Below are 16,827 nucleotides of genomic sequence, written 5' to 3' on the forward strand. Positions count from 1 at the left end.
CGCGGGAGCATCACTCCGCCCGGCGCACGCCGTGTTCCGCAAGCCCCCCGGCCGTCGTGCGGCAAGGTGGGAGGCGGCTCTGCGCCGGTTGTCGGAACCCGGGAGAACCGGGTGGCGGATCACCTGCCGACCTCGCTGCGCGGCTTCGGGGCGTACGCGGGTGAGGTGATCGTCCGCCGTCGGTCCGAACGGCGTGCGGGGCGGCCGGACCCCATGCGGTGGTCCGGGTCCGGCCGCCCCTGCCCCTCTCCATGTCGCTCCCGGGGGGGGTCCAGAGCGGCGCGGAGAGAGTTCGGGGAGTGGTCGTGGCACCGACGTCCGGCCTGGCGATCACCGATCACCGTCGGGTGGTCCGGTGCGGACTCGGTACTCACACAGCGCACGGTCGGCGCGATACGTCACCCGGCCGGGACGGCACGGGTTTCGAACGGGTGTACGAGCACCGGATTCGCCGGGTTTCACTGAGCCGCAACGCCGTCCGGTCCTGTGTACGGATCGGCTCAACGTCCTTACGTCGCCGCTTCCTTGGAGCTGCCGACGACCCTCCCGGCCGCGCCGCCCACACGACAGGAGCTGCGACGACGACGTGAGGGACGCCTGATGCGTGGTGACACTTCCGTGAGAACGCGCGCTGGTCTCCATGGGGCCGTCGATGCCAACGGGGCTCGCCGGACAGAACGGACTCGCTTTGAACCAGGTGCGAACGAGGACAGTCTTGGGCCAGGCACGGCAATCCCGCCGCGTGCAGACGTACGACGGGGAATTGGGCGCGGCGGTCGCGCGGGCCCAGGACGGGGACGAGACCGCCTTCGCGGTCGCCTACCGGATCGTGCAGCCGGGCCTACTCGGCTATCTGCGCGGATTCGTCGGCGAGGACGCGGAGGACGTGGCGTCCGACGCCTGGCTGGAGATCGCCCGTGACCTGGGACGGTTCAAGGGGGACGGGGCCGGTTTCCGCGGCTGGACGGCGACCATCGCCCGGCACCGGGCACTGGACCATCTGCGCCGCCAGCGGGTGCGGCCCCGGTCGGGAGGGACCGAACAGGACGTCCTGAACCTGCCCGGTCGGCACAGCACCCATGACGAGGCGCTGGAGACCCTCTCCACCGAGCGGGCCCTGGAACTGGTCCGCGGGCTGCCGAAGGACCAGGCCGAGGCCGTGCTCCTGCGAGTCGTTGTCGGCCTTGACGGTCCCGCCGCCGCGCGCGTCCTCGGCAAGCGCCCGGGAGCGGTGCGCACCGCCGCCCACCGAGGTCTGAAACGCCTCGCCCACCAGTTGGGCGTCGGGGGCCAGGTGGCAGAGGGTGTGACGGATGAGGCGTCCCGGACGCTGGGGGAGTCGAAGTGAACGACGCCCGCGGCAGTGGGCCGGCGGACGGGCAGCAGGGCCCGGAACGCCAGGTGGATCGAACATGTCGGACAGGAACGGAAGCGGACATGGGTGAACGGCTGAGCGGCGACGGAGTGCCGGGCCGTCGATGTGCGCACCCTGACGACCCCGTGTCCGCCCCGTGGGACGTGCGTGACGTGCGGGACGACACCGTGCTGGAGACGGCGCTGGCCACCGCCCTGCGCGGAGCCGATCTCGCCCCCGAGGCCGAGCAGCGGGCCGTGGCCGCCTTCCGGGCCACCCGTGGCCCGGACGCGCATCGGGCGCGCACCCGGCGCCGGGACGACTGGCGACCGCCCGCGGAGCGGCGAACCGCGCGCCGTGTGAAGACAACGGTCGCCGCCGTGTTCGCCAGCCTCGCCCTGGGCGGTGTCGCCGTCGCGGCCATCGGTTCGGCCGACTCGTCCACGGACGGCGCCGGTGCCGACCGGAAGACCGCTCACCCCTCGATGTCCGCCCCGGCACGGCCGAGCGGTGAGACCTCGTCGGCTTCCCCCGGCGGCGTCGGACCGACGGACGGCCCGGCCGCCGCCCAGGACACCGAGGCCCACTGCCGCGCCTATCAGCAGGTCAAGGACCGTGGCAAGGCGCTCGACGCCACGGCCTGGCAGCGACTCGTCGCGGCGGCAGGCGGCGAGGCCAAGGTCGACGCGTACTGCGCCGAGCAACTGGCGCAGGCGACAGCCGCACCGGGCAGGTCCGGCGACAGGGGCAAGTCCGGCGAGGGCGCCGCGGACGCCGGCACGGGCACGGCGGGCAACACAGGCACCTCGGGCAACGGAAATTCCGGCAACGGCTCCGACGGCGCGGAAAACGGGACCGGCAACGGCAAGGCCGGCGGCGGGAAGGACGAGTAGGGGCGGTGGCCATGGGGCGGCGCCCGGACGTACGTGCGGTCGCCCGGACCAGGGACCGCGCCGGCCCGGTTGCCCGCGTCCGATGAGCGCCGTCGCAGTGGCAGCGTCGCGGTGCCGTCGGCCTTCCCCGCAGGAGCGGGAGAGCCGACGGCACCTCATGGAGCCTCGGGCGGTACGGGGACTCCGCTAGGCGGCGTCACGTACCGTGCCGGTGAACTCCGGGCCCTCGACCGCCTCCCCGTCCTCGTCGTAGGTCCACAGGCGCAGCCGTAGCGACTCCGTGTCCTCGCTCAGTTGGTCGGTGACGGTGGGCACGGACAGGTCGATGCTCAGGCTGCCCGCGGGTACTTCGGACATGAGCAGCGTGCCGTCCGGCAGGGCTGCGGACAGGGGGCGTTCGGGGTCCGGTGAGGCACCGAAGTTCTCGTCCAGCCATGTCGCGGGGACGTCCGTTGTGGACAGTTCGGTGGCGTCGGACACGGGGAGCAGTTGCAGGTCCGTCCACGTGGCCACGTCGGCGGGGGCGGAGAGGGTGATCCGCCAGACCAGCGGTTGGCCCTCGGTGACCTGGTTCGCGACCGGTGTCATGGTCACCGTGGGCTGGGGGTCGTCGTTCTGCGCGGTGACGCCGCCCAGGTAGGAGCCGACCACCGCGCCGCGTACGGTCTTGACGGCCACCCGGTGAAGGTCGTCGGAGCTGTAGCGGGTGTTGCCCTCGATCGTCACCGGCACGTCGACTCGGGTGCCCGCCCGGACCTTCACCGTACGGGCGACCAGATGGTCGCTGCCCGGCTCGGCCACGAACAGCCGGACCTCGCCCACGCCCGACCCGGAGACCTGTACCGGCACCTGGTAGGTGCGCGTGCCGGAGTCGCCTTCCACGACGGTCAGGTGGCCGACGTCCACGCGCGCCAGCCGCGCGGGCTCGACGACGGGGGTGCCGGGGCGCCAGCCATGGGCGTCCACCAGCCATGCCGTCCCGGACTCGGTACGCGGGGTCAGGCTCAGGGTTTTGACGTGGGCGAGGTCGATGCGCTCCCGGGTGGCGGCGGACAGGGGTACGCGGACCTCACGTGCCCAGTAGGAGGAGGTGCGGGAGGTGCCCGGCACGCCGTCGACGCGGACCCGGCCGAGGTCCGCCCGCTTGCCGGAGGTGTCGGTGAGGGCGACGTCCAGCTCGGTGCCGGTGGTGTTCGGCGGGACGATCACGCGCAGGCTCAGCGAGGTCGCGCCGGGCAGGGAGACCGGGTGGGCGGGGCTCAGATCTGTGGCGGTGCCGGGGCGGCTCCAGTTCATGGCCAGCGCGTACCGGTCCGGCTCCTTGCCGGGGACCGCCCTCCGCCACTGTGCGAAGTGCGGGGAAGCGGTGATGAGGGCGGGGTCCAGGCAGGAGACGTTCGGGTCCGGGTCCACCTGGGCGCACAGCCGGCCGCCGGTGACCGTGGCGGAGGAGGCGGGGAGGAACGCCCCCGAGCGGGCGGCGCCGACGGCGTGGGTGAGGACGCGGGCGGGTCCGGCGGAGGCGGCGCGCGCGGGGGAACCGTCGAGCAGCGCACGGACCCGGTCGTCACCGGCGACGAACAGCCGGGCCGCGGCGGCTATGTACGTCGAGCCCGCCTTCTGCTGCTGCTCGGCGGTGAGCCGGGTGGCGGTGCCCGGCGAGCACAGCGGGTCGTGCTCGTCGCCGCCGTAGGAGAAGTCGTCGTTGGCCGGTGCCGTGGCCTGGCCGGGGGTCCACTCGCTGTTGAAGTAGTTGTGGTTCGCGCCCGTCATGTAGACCGCGCTGTGCAGGGCCTTGCCGCGGCTGACGCCTCGGGTGCCGTCGACGTAGTACTCGCCCTGGAGGTCGATGACGTCTCCGTCGCAGCCCGGCAGGATCGTCACCGACGGCACGTCGGGTGCGGGGTTCTGGCCGAAGATCGTGGGGCCTATGAGGACGGTTCCGCGTATCGTCCAGCGGGTTTCGCCGTGGTAGCCGTCCTGGTCTGCGGGCGGCGGGGTGAGGCTGTCCAGCGCGGCCCGGTCGGCGCCCTCACCGCCACGGGAGTGGCCCACCAGGAGCACCCGGCCGAGGTCGGCGCGGGGCGCCCGTCGTACGACTGCGGGGGCCGTGGACGGGTCGGCGGCCCAGTCCGCCCAGTGGGCCAGGTGCAGCCGTATCAGCGAGGAGCGGGCCTGGGCGCCTGCGTCGTCGGCCTGCCAGTCCTGGGCGTTGACGGAGTTGGCCGAGATCGAGACCGTCACATAGCCCTGGGAGGCCAGGAGTTGCTGGTCGTGCAGGTAACCGCGGTAGCTCGGCACCGACGCGTAGTCGGCCGGGCACGGCCACTCCAGGGTTACGTCGTCGTCCTTGAAGCAGGTCACGTGGCGCCCGTGGAGGAACAGTGCCAGCGGGCGGCTGCCGGTGGCGTCCTCCGGCGCGACCACCACGGCCCTCATCTCCACCTCGGTGTCGTAGCCGGGCAGGTGGACCGATGGCAGGGAGTACTCACCGCTGGTCGTACGGAACGGGCCGGGCACGCCGGGGTCGACCTTGTTCACGGTCGCCGTCCGGGGCAGGCGTGATGGATCTGATGAGCTGTCAGATCTGCGGCGCTCACGGGCCGCTTCGTTCGCTCCGGCCGCGTCCAGACGGCGGCCCGCGGCCTCGACCCGCAGGTCGTCCGTCCTTCCGAGGCGCACCCCGTCCAGCGGCAGCCGGAAGGTGCGCCCGTCCGCGGCGGGTCTGGGGACGCCCAACAGGCGTTCCCCGCTGCGGAACTCGACCTGGGCATCGCCCACCGGCACCTTCTCGGGCGAGCGCCACACCAGCTCTGCCGACTTCCCGGAGCCGGTGGTCAGCCAGCCCTCGGGAAGTCCCGGAGACGCGGGAGCGGACGGCCGCCCGGGCTCCGGTTGCGACGCCGCCGGCGCCGTCACCGGCGCCGCCAGCGCGAGCGCAACAGCCGCTGCCACAGCGGCCGTTGCGCGCGAGACACGGATCACTGCTGTTCCTCCTCATGGTCAGTGCCCCGAGAACCCCACGGGCTCCGGGCTCCCCCGACGCACCAAATGCAACACATCCGATCACCTTGTCACCTCCTCCCACAGCATTCGCACAACCTCTGTCCCTTTCGGGCAACAGAACATGTGCAATCAGGGGCAGTTGGGCTGTCGGCGCGCCAATGTCCGCGCACGTGAAGGGTGTTCGCCGATCCCCGGTCGCGGGTACGGCGGAGGGCTGTACGCCGGCGGAGCGCCGAGACCGCGGGTACACGTGCCGCGCGAGAAGCTCTGGGGCTTGTGCGCCGCCTGCGCGATCTGCACGACGACCGCGGAGAGTTCACCCCAGCTCTCGAACCGGCCACCACGCCACGGACTTCTCCGCCGCGGAATTCAGCCCGGACAGCCTGGAAGCCGTGGACGACTCCTGCACACTCGGACGAGCGCACACCGGCGCCGGACGCTTCGCCGAAGCCCAGGCACTACCGCGTACCGTCCTCACCGCCCAGGAGCGCGAGTTCGGTCCCGGAGACCCGCGGACGCGGGGCAGCGCACACGCCTTCGGCATCGCCCTCTGCGGTTGGGGACAGCGAAGCCGGTGCGGCGGATGCCGGTGCCGACGACGAAGAGCGGGGCCACGCGTTCCGCGTCCCTCAGAGCGGCCTGTAGGACCGGGTTGTCGTGCACCCGCAGGTCCGCGGTGAACAGGGCAACGGAGACATGCGCGGTTCCTCGATACCCCTCAGTGGGTACGGGCCGGTTCGGGGGCGGCCGATTCGGCCGCAGCCGCGATGTTGCGGGCCATGCCGCCGAAGACCGCGGCGTGGAAGGGTGCCACGCCCCACCAGTAGGCGTGCCCGGCCAGGCCATGCGGATGGAACAGGGCCCGCTGCCGGTACACCGTGCGGCCCTGGGGATCCCGGTCGACGGTCATCTCCAGCCAGGCCAGTCCTGGCAGTCGCATCTCCGCGCGCAGCCGGAGCAGCCGGCCCGGCTCGATCTCCTCCACTCGCCAGAAGTCCAGGCTGTCGCCGACCCGCAGCCGGGTCGCGTCGCGGCGGCCCCGACGCAGGCCGACACCGCCCACCAGGCTGTCCAGCCAGCCCCGCAGGGCCCAGGCCGGCGGCGAGGAGTACCAGCCGTTCTCGCCGCCGATCGCCTCCACCACCCGCCACACCGCCTGCGGCGACGCCGCGACCGTACGTTCGCGGTGATCCGTGTAGAGGCTGCCGCCCGCCCAGTCGGGGTCGGTCGGCAGCGGGTCGCTGGGGGCGCGGGGAGTCGAGGCCGAGGACCACCTGGTGGCCACGTCCGCGTCCTGCACCCGCCGCAGAGCCAGCCGGATCGCCCGGTCGAGGGTGACCGGTCCCTCCGGCGGGTCCGGCACGTAACGGACGATGTCCCGCTCGGCGCAGACCACCTCGTGCTTCAGCGACTCGACCAGCGGGCGCGCGAGAGCGCCCGGCACCGGGGTGACCAGACCGACCCAGAGACTGGACAACCGGGGAGTGAGCAGCGGAACGGGGACGATGACGCGTCGCGGCAGTCCGGCGACGGCGGCGTACCGCCGCATCATCTCCTGGTACGTGAGGACATCCGGCCCGCCGATGTCGAAGGTTCGGTTCACGCCGTACGGCAGCCGCGCGCACCCCACGAGGAGGCGGAGCACGTCGCGGACGGCGATCGGCTGGATGCGGGTGCGCACCCAGCTCGGGGTCACCATCGCGGGGAGCCGCTCGGTCAGATGGCGCAGCATCTCGAACGAGGCCGAACCCGACCCGATGATCACGGCTGCCCGCAGTACGGCGGTCGGTACGCCCGAGGCCAGGAGGATGCGGCCCACTTCGGCACGGGACCGCAGATGGGGTGAGAGCGCGTGCTCGGGTACGCCGGCAGGGGTCAGCCCGCCGAGGTAGACGATCCGCCGGATCCCGGCAGCACGCGCCTGCTCCCCGAAGATCCTGGCCGCGCGCCGGTCGGTCTCCTCGAAACCCCGCCCGGTGCCGAGCGCGTGCACCAGGTAGTACGCGACGTCCATTCCCTCCATGGCCGCGCGCACGGACACCTCGTCCGTCACGTCCCCGCGCACGGCCTCCGCCTGCCCTGCCCACGGATGGTCCCGCAGCTTGCCGGGCGAGCGGGCCAGGCAGCGTACCGAGTACCCGGCCGCCAGCAACTCCGGCACCAGCCTGCCGCCCAGGTAACCGGTGGCGCCGGTGACCAGACAGCGCAGTGGCCGGTCGTCGTCGGTCATGCCGATCGCACGCACGCCGGTCGGGCGCGCCCTGTCCGGCGACGGCCGGCGGACCGGTCCGCAAGAAACGTCATGGCTCTCATGTCTTCCCGGGAGGTGCTCCACCGACGGGTTCTGTCGCTGTTCCCCTGAGGCCATGCTTGGGGCCGAGGGCGAGCACCGCAACCGCGTGGTCGCGACGAACACTCCGCCCGGCGGGGGGACCCGGGCGGTGTCCGGGTCCGGCCTGCCGTCACTGAAGTGCGTGGACCGCGGCTGAGAACACCGGGGGCATCCGGGACGCTGCGGGGACGATGAGGCGGGCGGTGCCGGGACGGCGGCCGGCGGCCAGCAGGGCTCCGGTCAGCAGTCGATGGCGCCGGGTCAGCCGGGCCCAGGCGCGCTCGTACGCGTCCGGTCGCCCGGCGGCCAGGCAGCGGACGGCGGCCCCGGCCGTCGCCAGCGCGAGAGCGATGCCCTCGCCGGTGAGGGCGTCCAGGTAGCCGGCGGCGTCGCCGACGAGCAGGACACGGCCGGCGGTTCTGCGCCGCACCCGCTGGCGCAGAGGTCCGGCGCCGCGTACCTCCGTCGCGGCCGAGCCGCGCAGCGAGGCGGTGAGAGCCGGGAAGGCGGCCAGGTGATCGTCGTACCGACGACGGCTGCGGCTGAGGACCGCGACGCCCACCAGGTCGTCGCCGACCGGTGTCACATAGGCCTCGCCGTGCGGGGACCAGTGGACCTCCACGAAGTCCGTCCACGGTTCGACGCGGTAGTGCCGCCGCAGTCCGTAGCGGCCGTGGGGGCGGTTCGGCAGTTCCAGTCCCAGGCTGCGGCGCACCGGGGAGTGCAGACCGTCGGCGGCGATCAGCCAACGGGCCGTGGTTCTGGCGGCGGTGACCGTGTCCGCGCTCTGGCGCACCGCGCCGATCCTGCCCGGCAGCATGCGCACGCCGAGGTCGAGAGCGCGCCGGTGCAGTGCGGAGTGCAGCGTCGTACGGCGGATTCCCAGCCCGTTGCCGCCACGGAAGGACGCTTCGGCGTGGGTGGTGCCGTCCAGGTAGCGGATGCCGCGCAGTTCGCGGCCGGTGACCTCGACGCCCAGTGCTCTCAGCGCGGCGACACCGCCGGGCATGACTCCTTCTCCGCAGGCCTTGTCCACGGGCGTGGTCCGGGGTTCGACGACGACGGCTTCCAGGCCGGCGAGCGCGGCGTGGATGGCGGCGGCCAGACCGGCCGGTCCGCCGCCGGCCACCAGTACGTCGATCACGCCGGAGCGGGTGCGGTCGGCGTGGTCGCGGCGGCGAGCGCCCGGTTCTCGCAGCGGACGCGGACGGTGAGCAGGGCGGCGTTGAGTACCGTGAACACGGCCGCGGTGACCCAGGCGGTGTGGACGAGTGGCAGGGCCACGCCCTCGGCGACGACGGCCACGTAGTTCGGGTGCCGCAGCCATCGCCGGCGGTAGGGGCCGCCGGTCACCAGCGGCAGGCCGGGTACAACGATCACCCGGGTGTTCCAACGGGGTCCCAGGGTGTGGATGCACCACCACCGCAGCCCCTGTGCGCCCGCGAGCACGGCCAGCATCGGCCAGGCCAGGGCGGGTACGAAGGGGCTGTCGGCCAGCCACACCTCGGCCGGGCAGGCGATCAGCAGGCCGGTGTGGAGGGCGACCATCGCCGGGTAGTGACCCTGCCCGGTCTCGGTCGCGCCGCGGGCGGTGCTCCACCGTTCGTTGCGGCGGGCGACGACGAGTTCGGCGACGCGCTCGGCGGCGACGGCGGCCACCAGCAGTCCGTACCAGATCATGTGTCCCTATGTCCTTCGTTTCCTTCGACGTCCGAACTACCAGCGCAGCAGCACGAGTTCGCAGGCGAAGCCGGGCCCCATCGCCAGCAGCACGCCCGGGGTGCCCGGCGGTGGGCGGCGTTGGGCGAGGGTGTCGCGCAGTACGTGGAGTACCGATGACGAGGACAGGTTGCCGACGTCGGCCAGGTGACGCCAGGTCACATCGAGTGCGTCGGCGGGCAGGTCGAGGGCCTCGGTGACGGCTTCCAGGACCTTGGGGCCGCCGGGGTGGCACACCCAGGCGGTCACGTCCTTCGGCTTGATCCCGTGGTCGCCGAGGAAGCCCTCGACGTCATCGGCGAGGTAACGGCGTACGACATCGGGGACCTTCGGGTCGAGGACGACCTGGAAGCCGGTGTCCTTGATGTCCCAGCCCATGACGCGTCCGGTGTCCGGGTACAGGTGGCTGCGGGTGTCCACGATCGTCGGGCCGGCGGTCTCGTCCGGACGGCCCGGACGGTTCGTACCACAGGCGACGACCGCGGCGGCGCCGTCGCCGAACAGTCCGGTGGCGACCAGGTTGGCCATGGAGGCGTCGTCGCGCTGGAAGGTGAGCGAGCACAGTTCGACCGACAGCAGCACCGCCACCTGGTCGGGCCGGCCCAGCAGGTAGTCGTGCATACGGGCCAGCCCGGCGGCGCCGCCGGCACAGCCCAGGCCGAACAGGGGCAGCCGTTTGACGTCCGGCCGCAGTCCGAGGCGGCCGGCCAGCCGTGCGTCGATCGAGGGGGTGGCGATGCCGGTGACGGAGGTGAAGATCAGCAGGTCCACGTCGGCGGCGGTCAGGCCGGCCGTGCGCAGCGCGCCCCGGACGGCCTGGGCGCCCAGGCCGGTGGCGGCGGCGATGAAGACGTCGTTGGCGGCACCGAATCCGTCCAGTTCCGCGTACCGTTCGAGCGGCAGCGTCATGTGACGCGAGCTGACCTTCGCGCTGTGGTGCAGCCGGTCCAGGACCCGGCGGTCGGTGCCCTTGGGCAGGCAGGTGCGGGCCACCATGTCGGTGATCTCGGACTGGGTGCGACGGTGCGGTGCGAGTACACCGTGAACGGCGGCGATCCGCGTCATAGGGTTCCCGTCCGGTTACCGACTGGGATGAGTTGCTCCCACGTGTTCCCCGGTCCGGGGCTTCGACACCAGGGATCGCCCGTCCGGCCGTTCCTCCCGAGGGGCGTGTGCACCGGCTGGGTGGGGCCGGGGCGCCTACGATCGGCCGGGTGGGCATTCCCGAGCAGTCGACGGCCGGCCGCCCCGCCGCGAGTTGGGCCGTCCGGGTGGGCGGCCTGGCCGGATCGTGCCACCCCGGGCCCGTCGTAGCGGTCACCGCCCTGATGGCCGGTCTCGCCGTCACCGCCGGCCAGAGCGCCGCGCGTTGTGTCCTGACCGCCGCCGCCGTGCTGACCGGGCAGTTGTCCGTCGGCTGGTGCAACGACGCGTTCGACGCGCGCCGGGACATCGCCACCGGCCGCCGCGGCAAACCCGTCGTCGACGGCACGGTCGGCGTGACGGAGGTGTGGGTGGCCGCGTATGCCGCGCTGGCGCTGTGCGTGCCGTTGTCGTTCGCCTGTGGCCTGTGGGCGGGCGCCGTTCATCTGGCCGGGGTGGCGGCGGCATGGGCGTACGACCTGCGGCTCAAGGCGACAGCGTGGTCCTGGGCGCCGTACGCGGTGGGCTTCGCCTCGCTCCCGGCGTTCGTGGCGCTGGGGCTGCCGGGGCAGCCGTGGCCGGCCTGGTGGGTCGTCACCGCCGGGGCGTTCTTGGGGGTCGGGGCCCATCTGGGTGACGTACTGCCGGACATCCGTGGGGATCTGGCGACGGGCGTACGGGGCTGGCCGCACCGGCTGGGCCCGGACGGCGTACGGCTGCTGCTGCCGGTGCCGCTGGTGGCCGCGTCCGCGGTTCTGGTGCTGGGGCCCGCCGGACCACCCGGCAGAGGGGGAGTGGCGGCGCTCGCGGTGGCCTGCCTGGTCGCGGCGGCAGGGGCGGTGCTGGGACGCCACTGGGCGCGGGCGGCGTTCGCGGCAGCGGTCGCCGTGGCGGTGGTGGACGTGACGTTGCTGCTGCTGCGCGGCACCGGAATCGCCTGACCCCGCCTCCTCGCCGGCCTTGCCCTGAAGGGTCTGGACACGGAAGGCGATGTGTGCGGCTCGGCGGTTTCCAGGCGTCGAGGTCCGCCGGGCAACGACTCCTGGCTTCTCGACTCCAGCCTCGTTCTCGTCAACCACTTCGATGGCGACGGCGAGAACATGGAGGTGGAACTCGCGGAGCCCTGCGAACTGAGCGGCGCCCCTTCCCGGGCAAGCGTCGGTCAGGAATCGTCTCCGGTCGGGAGATCGGGCTCGTCGTCGCCCTCGGCCCTTTCCCGGACATCTCGCGGTGTGGGTGTGATGACGTTCCGCTCCTCTGCTGACCGTTCACGCGTCTCCTCGTCGACCGGAGGTGTGTCGTCGTCACCGGGGGTTTTCATGGGGTTCCCCTCGCTCGGGTTGCGGGTCGTGGGCCGTGTCGCTCGACGCGGACGCGGCTGACGGGTCCTATGCCTTGTGCTGCATGGCGCGGCGCGCGGGGTTGCCCTGTTCCGCCGCCTTCGGGTCCTTTTCGTGGGACTTCGCTCGCACGCCGTCGGCGATGCGCTTGCCGGTCGTTTCGTCGATGCTCGACCAGTACGCGAACGCGCGTTCGAGGACGGGCTCGCTCACCCCGTTGAGGAGATGGCCGACGACGTTGTCGACCAGGCGGTCACGGGCCTCGTCGTCCATGACCTCGCGTATCAGGGTTCCCGGCTGCCCCCAGTCGTCGTCCTCCGGATGGGACACGTACGCGGAACGAGTGATCTCGCCGTCCGCCGCCCAGCTGGGCGGGGTTCCGTAACGGGCCGTGTCGGCGGCCGGACCGCCCTTGGAGTTCGGGGCGTAGACGGGGTCCGTCGTCCTGCGGTAGGCCATCGCGCCGTCCTTGGAGTAGGAGTGGACGTCGACGACGGGCGCGTTGACGGGAAGCTGCTGGTAGTTGGCGCCGATCCGGTGGCGATGCGCGTCCCCGTACGAGAACAGGCGGGCCAGCAGCATCCGGTCCGGGCTCGGCCCGATGCCGGGGACCAGGTTGTTCGGCTGGAAGGCCGCCTGCTCGATCTCGGCGTGGTTGTCCGTCGGGTTGCGGTCGAGCGTCATACGGCCGACCGGGATGAGCGGGTAGTCGCCGTGCGGCCACACCTTGGTGAGGTCGAACGGGTTGAAGCGGTAGTCCGCGGCGTCCTCGTACGGCATGACCTGCACCTGGAGGGTCCAGCTGGGGTATTCCCCGTCACGGATGTGCTCGAAGAGATCACGCGTGTGGTAGTCCGTGTCGACGGCGGCCATCTGGTCGGCCTCGTGCTGGGTGAAGAACTCGATGCCCTGGTCGGTCTTGAAGTGGTACTTCACCCAGAACCGCTCGCCGTCGGCGTTGATCCACATGTACGTGTGCGACGAGTACCCGTTCATGTGACGCCACGTCCGCGGAATTCCGCGGTCTCCCATCAGCCAGGTGACCTGGTGGGCGGATTCCGGGGAGAGCGTCCAGAAGTCCCATTGCATGTCGTGGTCGCGCAGGTTGTTGTCCGCGCGGCGTTTCTGGGACCGGATGAAATGCTGGAATTTCATCGGATCCTTGATGAAGAAGACCGGCGTATTGTTGCCGACCATGTCGTAATTGCCCTCGCTGGTGTAGAGCTTCACCGCGAAACCACGCGGGTCGCGCCAGGTGTCCGGGCTGCCCCGCTCCCCCGCCACGGTCGAGAACCGGATGACCAGGTCGGTGCGCGTGCCCGGCTGGAACACGGCCGCCTTGGTGTAGGCGCTCACGTCGTGGCTCACTTCGAAATGACCGAAAGCGCCGCTCCCTTTCGCATGCGGCTGGCGCTCGGGAATTCGCTCCCGGTTGAACTGCGCCATCTGCTCGATCAGGTAGGCGTCCTGAAGAAGGACCGGTCCCCCAGGTCCGACGGTCAGTGAGTGTTCGTCGCTCTCCACCGGAGCGCCCGAGTCGGTTGTGGTGGCGGGGCGGATCTCTGTCATGACACTCCTTCTGCCGGCTGTCACCTTCGGTGTCGCCGGGCCTCCCGAGGCCCACAAGCCGCGTGACCCCGAGCGGCCGCGTCAAACATCGTCCGGGCGTCCCATCCCTGACAGGCATCCCAGGCTCCCTTGTTTCCGCAGGTCACCGGGGTGGGATCGTTCCGCCGTTGCGGGTTGGGGGGCGGCTGTTGTCCCACGTCCATGGGACATCCGATGCTCTGGGCGTCGCACCGGCTGAAGCGGTCGGGCCGCGGGTCCGGGCGACCTCGTACCGATCAGAAAAGGAACACGCATATGAACGTGAAGTCTCTTGTGGGTCGCCGTGTGGCCGTGGCCGCGGGGCTCGTCCTGGCTCTCGGGGGTGGTGTGGCGGCGCAGGCTTCCGGCATCGGGCCGCAGACCGTCAGGGGGGAGGACGCGGATGCCGTGGCGCACCGCACTGTTGCCGCCTGCTCTCAGGAGGTCCTCGGGGTGTCCGCCGTGAAGGAGCCCGCGGACAGCGAGGACGCCCGGCATCTCCTCCTCACCGTCCAGAACACCGGCGGCAAGAAGTGCGACCTCTACCGCTACCCCCTCGTGCGGCTCGGCGCCGGCCGGACCACGGCCCGTGTGATCGAGGAGAGCGACCCGAACCCGGGGGTGCCCGTCACCCTCGCACCGGGTGAGGAGGCGTACGCCGGGCTGCTCGTCAACGGCCCCATGGACGAGTACGAGGCGAAGAGCATCACCCTCGGCCTCCAGGGGCGTAAGGCCGGCAGCAGCGTGGGCAGGCCGATCGATGTGCCCATGCCCGTCGAGACGTTGTACGCCAATGACTTCCAGCGGGTCACCTACTGGACGACCGCTCCCGGTTTCGCCCTGGATTTCATCATGTCGAAGTGACGGGCTCAGGGGCCGGTCAGGTCATGGGGACCCAGCCACCGGGGTCGCGGTACCAGTAGAGCGGTAGCCCCTTGATGCTGGTGGTGCGGAACGCGCGGCCGTGGTCGTCGATGCGCAGCGTGCCGGTCCGGCCCTGCGAGGACCAGTCGAGTTCGAGGTACCAGTCGCAGGTGCAGGCCTCGGTGTGCGCGGAGAGCAGCAGGACCTCCGGCTCCCGCAGGGACACCTGGTAGGGGAAGTCGATCGCGGGGGTCGGTCTGTCCGGCTCGTTGCCGGGCATCGAACGGGCCAGGGGTCGGCGCGCGTCGAGGTTCACGGAGAAGTGCCGGGGGACGAGGATGGCACCGCAGCCTTCGTACATGGAGTAGGCGGTGCCCAGGGGGGCGGCGGGGACGGTGCGGTCGACCACGCGCACGTGCAGTGCCTCCAGGACGACGGCGGCAGCGCCGCGTCCCTGCACCGAGATCCGCAGATCGGTGGTGCGCCCGTGCACCGCCCCTTGGGACACGGCCCACGCGGCGGCGTCCTGCGGGGTCGGCGGTGGCGGGACCTGCCGGGGCGGCTTGGCGATGACGTAGTCGTGGGCGCATTCGCTCTGCCAGACATGGGAGTTGGCCGTCCAGGTGAGCGGGGCCGGCGGTGCGACCGTGACCGTGCCGGCGCTCGCCCGGTTCTCCTGCGGGCCGCCGCCGGAGGGAGGTCCGGCAGCGGACGCGGTCAGGCCGGCGAGCGCGACGGCGCACGAGGCCGCCAGTGCGATCGCTCGCGCGGGCCGTCGTAGTCGTAGGGGGCGCCCGGCGTGGGGCTGCGGGGCGGCAGGCACGGTGGGCTCGGGTGTCTCGTCCGGCGGGGTGGTGTGGCTCGTGGATACGGCCGGTGCCGCGGTGCTCGTGGGGGCGTGCGGGGCGTGCGGGGTGTCGGACGGGCGTGATCGCTGCCGTGCCGCGACCGCCAGGATCCACCGGCGGTGCAACTCCACGCGCTCCTCGGGAGAGGCTCCGCAGAGTCCGGCGAACCGCTCGATTCCCGCGTAGTCCAGGGGGACCGTGCCTCCGGCGCAGTAGCGGTGCAGCGTGGAGGCATTCATGTCCAGACGTCGTGCCAGCGCCGCGTAGCTGCGGTCCGTACGCTCCTTCAGGCGCGTCAGCAGAGACGCGAACTCCGCTACGTCGTCGTGGATTTCGTCCATGTGGTCCGTACTCGCATCCATCCGTCGGCCTGTTTCCAGGGTTGTGCGTCGGCCTCCTGAGCCGTCGTACGCCGGCTCAGGGTGGAGCGGTGTCGCGGCCGCGGGAGCGCATCCTGTCGGGGCGTGCCGTCACGAGGATCAGGGCGAGCGTGACGACCGGGTCGAGTCCGGCGTCGCTGTACGTGTCGAAGGTCCGGTCGTACTCGACGGGTCTGAACCGCTCGTGGACCCGCAGGACGGTGCTCTCACCGGCCGTCACCGTGAAGCACAGCTTCGGCCGGAGCCATTGCCGGTGGATGCGGTACTCCCGCGACCACAGCCACACTGCGCTCCCCCGGCGCTCGCCCACGCGTCGCGTACCGTCGTCCAGCATCGGCCACCCGCTGCCGAAGTCGACCAGCAGGCGGGGCTTGTCGATCCCCGTCCGGTCCGTGCCGCGCAAGATCCTCTGGCGCCGGTGGCCGGCCTGCATCGAGACCACCGACGCCGGTTCACCCGCTATGCGGAGTGTGGTGGCCATCCTGGACATCTCGGCCCGGCCCGGCCGCAGTTCATCCGGCATGGCATCCGTCATGTCATCCGTCATGAGTTCCTCCCGGGCGGCCCGGCCGGCAGGATGCGGTCGGGGGCGTCGGCGTCCCTGGCCTCGCGGGTCGCGTACACCCGCAGGGATTCGCCGGCCAGGACGACCTGGGGTGCGGACCACATCTCGTGGTCTTCCGGGACCAGTGTCCGGGTGGAGCCGTCGGCCACGTCGTGGATCAGCACGGAGACGATCCCGCTGCTCAGCCGGCCCGGCCCGTACGACTGCCGGGGATGGTCGTCGGGACCGGCGGCCTCCACCACCAGGAACCGGCCGCCGACCCAGTGCGCGTACGAGTCCAGGAAGACCCCGGCGCCGACCACGGCACCGTCCACCCACAGCCGTACGACCGACGCCGCCATGTCGTGCCAGAGCACCGCCCGATGCCGGTCGCCGGGTCCGCCGAACCACACGTGGAACTCGAAGTCGGTCCAGAAGCCGTGGAATCCGCCGCAGGCTCCCGGGACCGGGCCCTCACGCGTGAGACCCGTGGCCTCCTCGGCGCCCGACGGCCCGGCAGGGTCCTGGCGGCAGACCGACGGCCCGTGGCAGGCGCGGTCGAGGCGGCGCGTGCACCCCATCCCCGCCGCCGCGCAGTCCCGCGGCGACGCGGCGGACAGCAGAGCGGCCAGGCGTTCCCCGTAGGCGTCCCGTCCGACCTGGCGGATCCGTTCCGACGCCTGCTGCCACCACAGGCTCAACTCGCTTGCCGACGGCGAGTTCCGCAGCCACTCGCCCCACGCCTCGTCCCCCACCGTCACCGCCTCCGCCTCCGCCCTTCGTTGTCCTCCAGCAGGACGCCGTCCGTACGAGCGCG

Annotated in this window: 15 protein-coding genes and 1 pseudogene; 5 read left to right on the forward strand and 11 right to left on the reverse strand. The window is 72.2% G+C overall.

The window, feature by feature from the left end; all coding sequences use genetic code 11:
- Positions 1 to 742 precede the first annotated feature (742 nt).
- Positions 743 to 1,348, forward strand: a complete 606-nt coding sequence (locus OG787_RS22025; protein WP_405536140.1) for an RNA polymerase sigma factor — start codon at positions 743 to 745, stop codon at positions 1,346 to 1,348.
- Positions 1,349 to 1,437: 89 nt separating this feature from the next.
- Positions 1,438 to 2,247 carry a hypothetical protein gene (locus OG787_RS22030; RefSeq protein ID WP_405536141.1) on the forward strand — a complete coding sequence of 270 codons (810 nt, stop codon included), beginning with the start codon at positions 1,438 to 1,440 and terminating at the stop codon, positions 2,245 to 2,247.
- Positions 2,248 to 2,433: 186 nt separating this feature from the next.
- Here OG787_RS22030 and OG787_RS22035 read toward each other — a convergent pair whose 3' ends face one another.
- The 6 genes from OG787_RS22035 to OG787_RS22060 all read right to left on the reverse strand — a co-directional run bounded on the left by OG787_RS22035 (position 2,434) and on the right by OG787_RS22060 (position 10,369).
- Positions 2,434 to 5,232: an alpha/beta hydrolase family protein gene (locus OG787_RS22035; RefSeq protein WP_405536142.1), complete on the reverse strand. Its 2,799-nt coding sequence runs from the start codon at positions 5,230 to 5,232 to the stop codon at positions 2,434 to 2,436.
- Between the two features lie 495 nt (positions 5,233 to 5,727).
- Positions 5,728 to 6,015 (reverse strand): deoxyribodipyrimidine photo-lyase, encoded by a 288-nt coding sequence (locus OG787_RS22040; RefSeq protein ID WP_405540548.1) that lies wholly within the window; start codon positions 6,013 to 6,015, stop codon positions 5,728 to 5,730.
- On the reverse strand, positions 5,972 to 7,483 hold the full coding sequence (locus OG787_RS22045; protein WP_369036837.1) for an SDR family oxidoreductase: 1,512 nt from the start codon (positions 7,481 to 7,483) through the stop codon (positions 5,972 to 5,974). The genes OG787_RS22040 and OG787_RS22045 overlap by 44 nt, the downstream gene beginning before the upstream one ends.
- 232 nt (positions 7,484 to 7,715) lie before the next feature.
- Complete coding sequence (locus OG787_RS22050) at positions 7,716 to 8,729, reverse strand: NAD(P)/FAD-dependent oxidoreductase (RefSeq protein ID WP_405536143.1); 1,014 nt, start codon at positions 8,727 to 8,729, stop codon at positions 7,716 to 7,718.
- Positions 8,726 to 9,265 carry an isoprenylcysteine carboxyl methyltransferase family protein gene (locus OG787_RS22055; RefSeq protein WP_369036835.1) on the reverse strand — a complete coding sequence of 180 codons (540 nt, stop codon included), beginning with the start codon at positions 9,263 to 9,265 and terminating at the stop codon, positions 8,726 to 8,728. Before OG787_RS22055 ends, OG787_RS22050 begins: the two co-directional genes overlap by 4 nt.
- 36 nt (positions 9,266 to 9,301) lie before the next feature.
- Positions 9,302 to 10,369 carry a type III polyketide synthase gene (locus OG787_RS22060; RefSeq protein ID WP_405536144.1) on the reverse strand — a complete coding sequence of 356 codons (1,068 nt, stop codon included), beginning with the start codon at positions 10,367 to 10,369 and terminating at the stop codon, positions 9,302 to 9,304.
- A 149-nt stretch (positions 10,370 to 10,518) separates the two neighbouring features.
- Here OG787_RS22060 and OG787_RS22065 point away from each other — a divergent pair, with 149 nt between their 5' ends.
- A complete protein-coding gene (locus OG787_RS22065) occupies positions 10,519 to 11,388 on the forward strand; it encodes a UbiA family prenyltransferase (RefSeq protein ID WP_405536145.1) in 870 nt (289 codons plus the stop codon).
- A 51-nt stretch (positions 11,389 to 11,439) separates the two neighbouring features.
- Positions 11,440 to 11,520: pseudogene (locus OG787_RS22070) on the forward strand (hypothetical protein); the annotation flags it as partial.
- Positions 11,521 to 11,609: 89 nt separating this feature from the next.
- On the opposite strand, the gene OG787_RS22075 reads toward OG787_RS22070, so the two are convergent.
- A complete protein-coding gene (locus tag OG787_RS22075) occupies positions 11,610 to 11,768 on the reverse strand; it encodes a hypothetical protein (RefSeq protein WP_405540823.1) in 159 nt (52 codons plus the stop codon).
- Between the two features lie 67 nt (positions 11,769 to 11,835).
- Positions 11,836 to 13,356 carry a catalase gene (locus OG787_RS22080; RefSeq protein ID WP_369030325.1) on the reverse strand — a complete coding sequence of 507 codons (1,521 nt, stop codon included), beginning with the start codon at positions 13,354 to 13,356 and terminating at the stop codon, positions 11,836 to 11,838.
- A gap of 294 nt (positions 13,357 to 13,650) precedes the next feature.
- Between OG787_RS22080 and OG787_RS22085 the strand changes: the two genes are divergently transcribed.
- The gene (locus OG787_RS22085; protein WP_369030324.1) at positions 13,651 to 14,238 is read left to right on the forward strand and encodes a DUF4232 domain-containing protein; all 588 of its coding nucleotides are present in this window, start codon (positions 13,651 to 13,653) and stop codon (positions 14,236 to 14,238) included.
- A gap of 16 nt (positions 14,239 to 14,254) precedes the next feature.
- Here OG787_RS22085 and OG787_RS22090 read toward each other — a convergent pair whose 3' ends face one another.
- The 3 genes from OG787_RS22090 to OG787_RS22100 form a co-directional block, all read right to left on the reverse strand.
- A complete protein-coding gene (locus OG787_RS22090; protein ID WP_405536146.1) occupies positions 14,255 to 15,427 on the reverse strand; it encodes a helix-turn-helix domain-containing protein in 1,173 nt (390 codons plus the stop codon).
- A 76-nt stretch (positions 15,428 to 15,503) separates the two neighbouring features.
- On the reverse strand, positions 15,504 to 16,013 hold the full coding sequence (locus OG787_RS22095) for a hypothetical protein (protein ID WP_369030322.1): 510 nt from the start codon (positions 16,011 to 16,013) through the stop codon (positions 15,504 to 15,506).
- Positions 16,010 to 16,771, reverse strand: coding sequence for a hypothetical protein (locus OG787_RS22100; RefSeq protein ID WP_405536147.1), 762 nt, complete (start codon positions 16,769 to 16,771; stop codon positions 16,010 to 16,012). Before OG787_RS22100 ends, OG787_RS22095 begins: the two co-directional genes overlap by 4 nt.
- Positions 16,772 to 16,827 lie beyond the last annotated feature (56 nt).

The organism is Streptomyces sp. NBC_00075, assembly GCF_045041225.1.
GTDB lineage: Bacteria > Actinomycetota > Actinomycetes > Streptomycetales > Streptomycetaceae > Streptomyces > Streptomyces adonidis.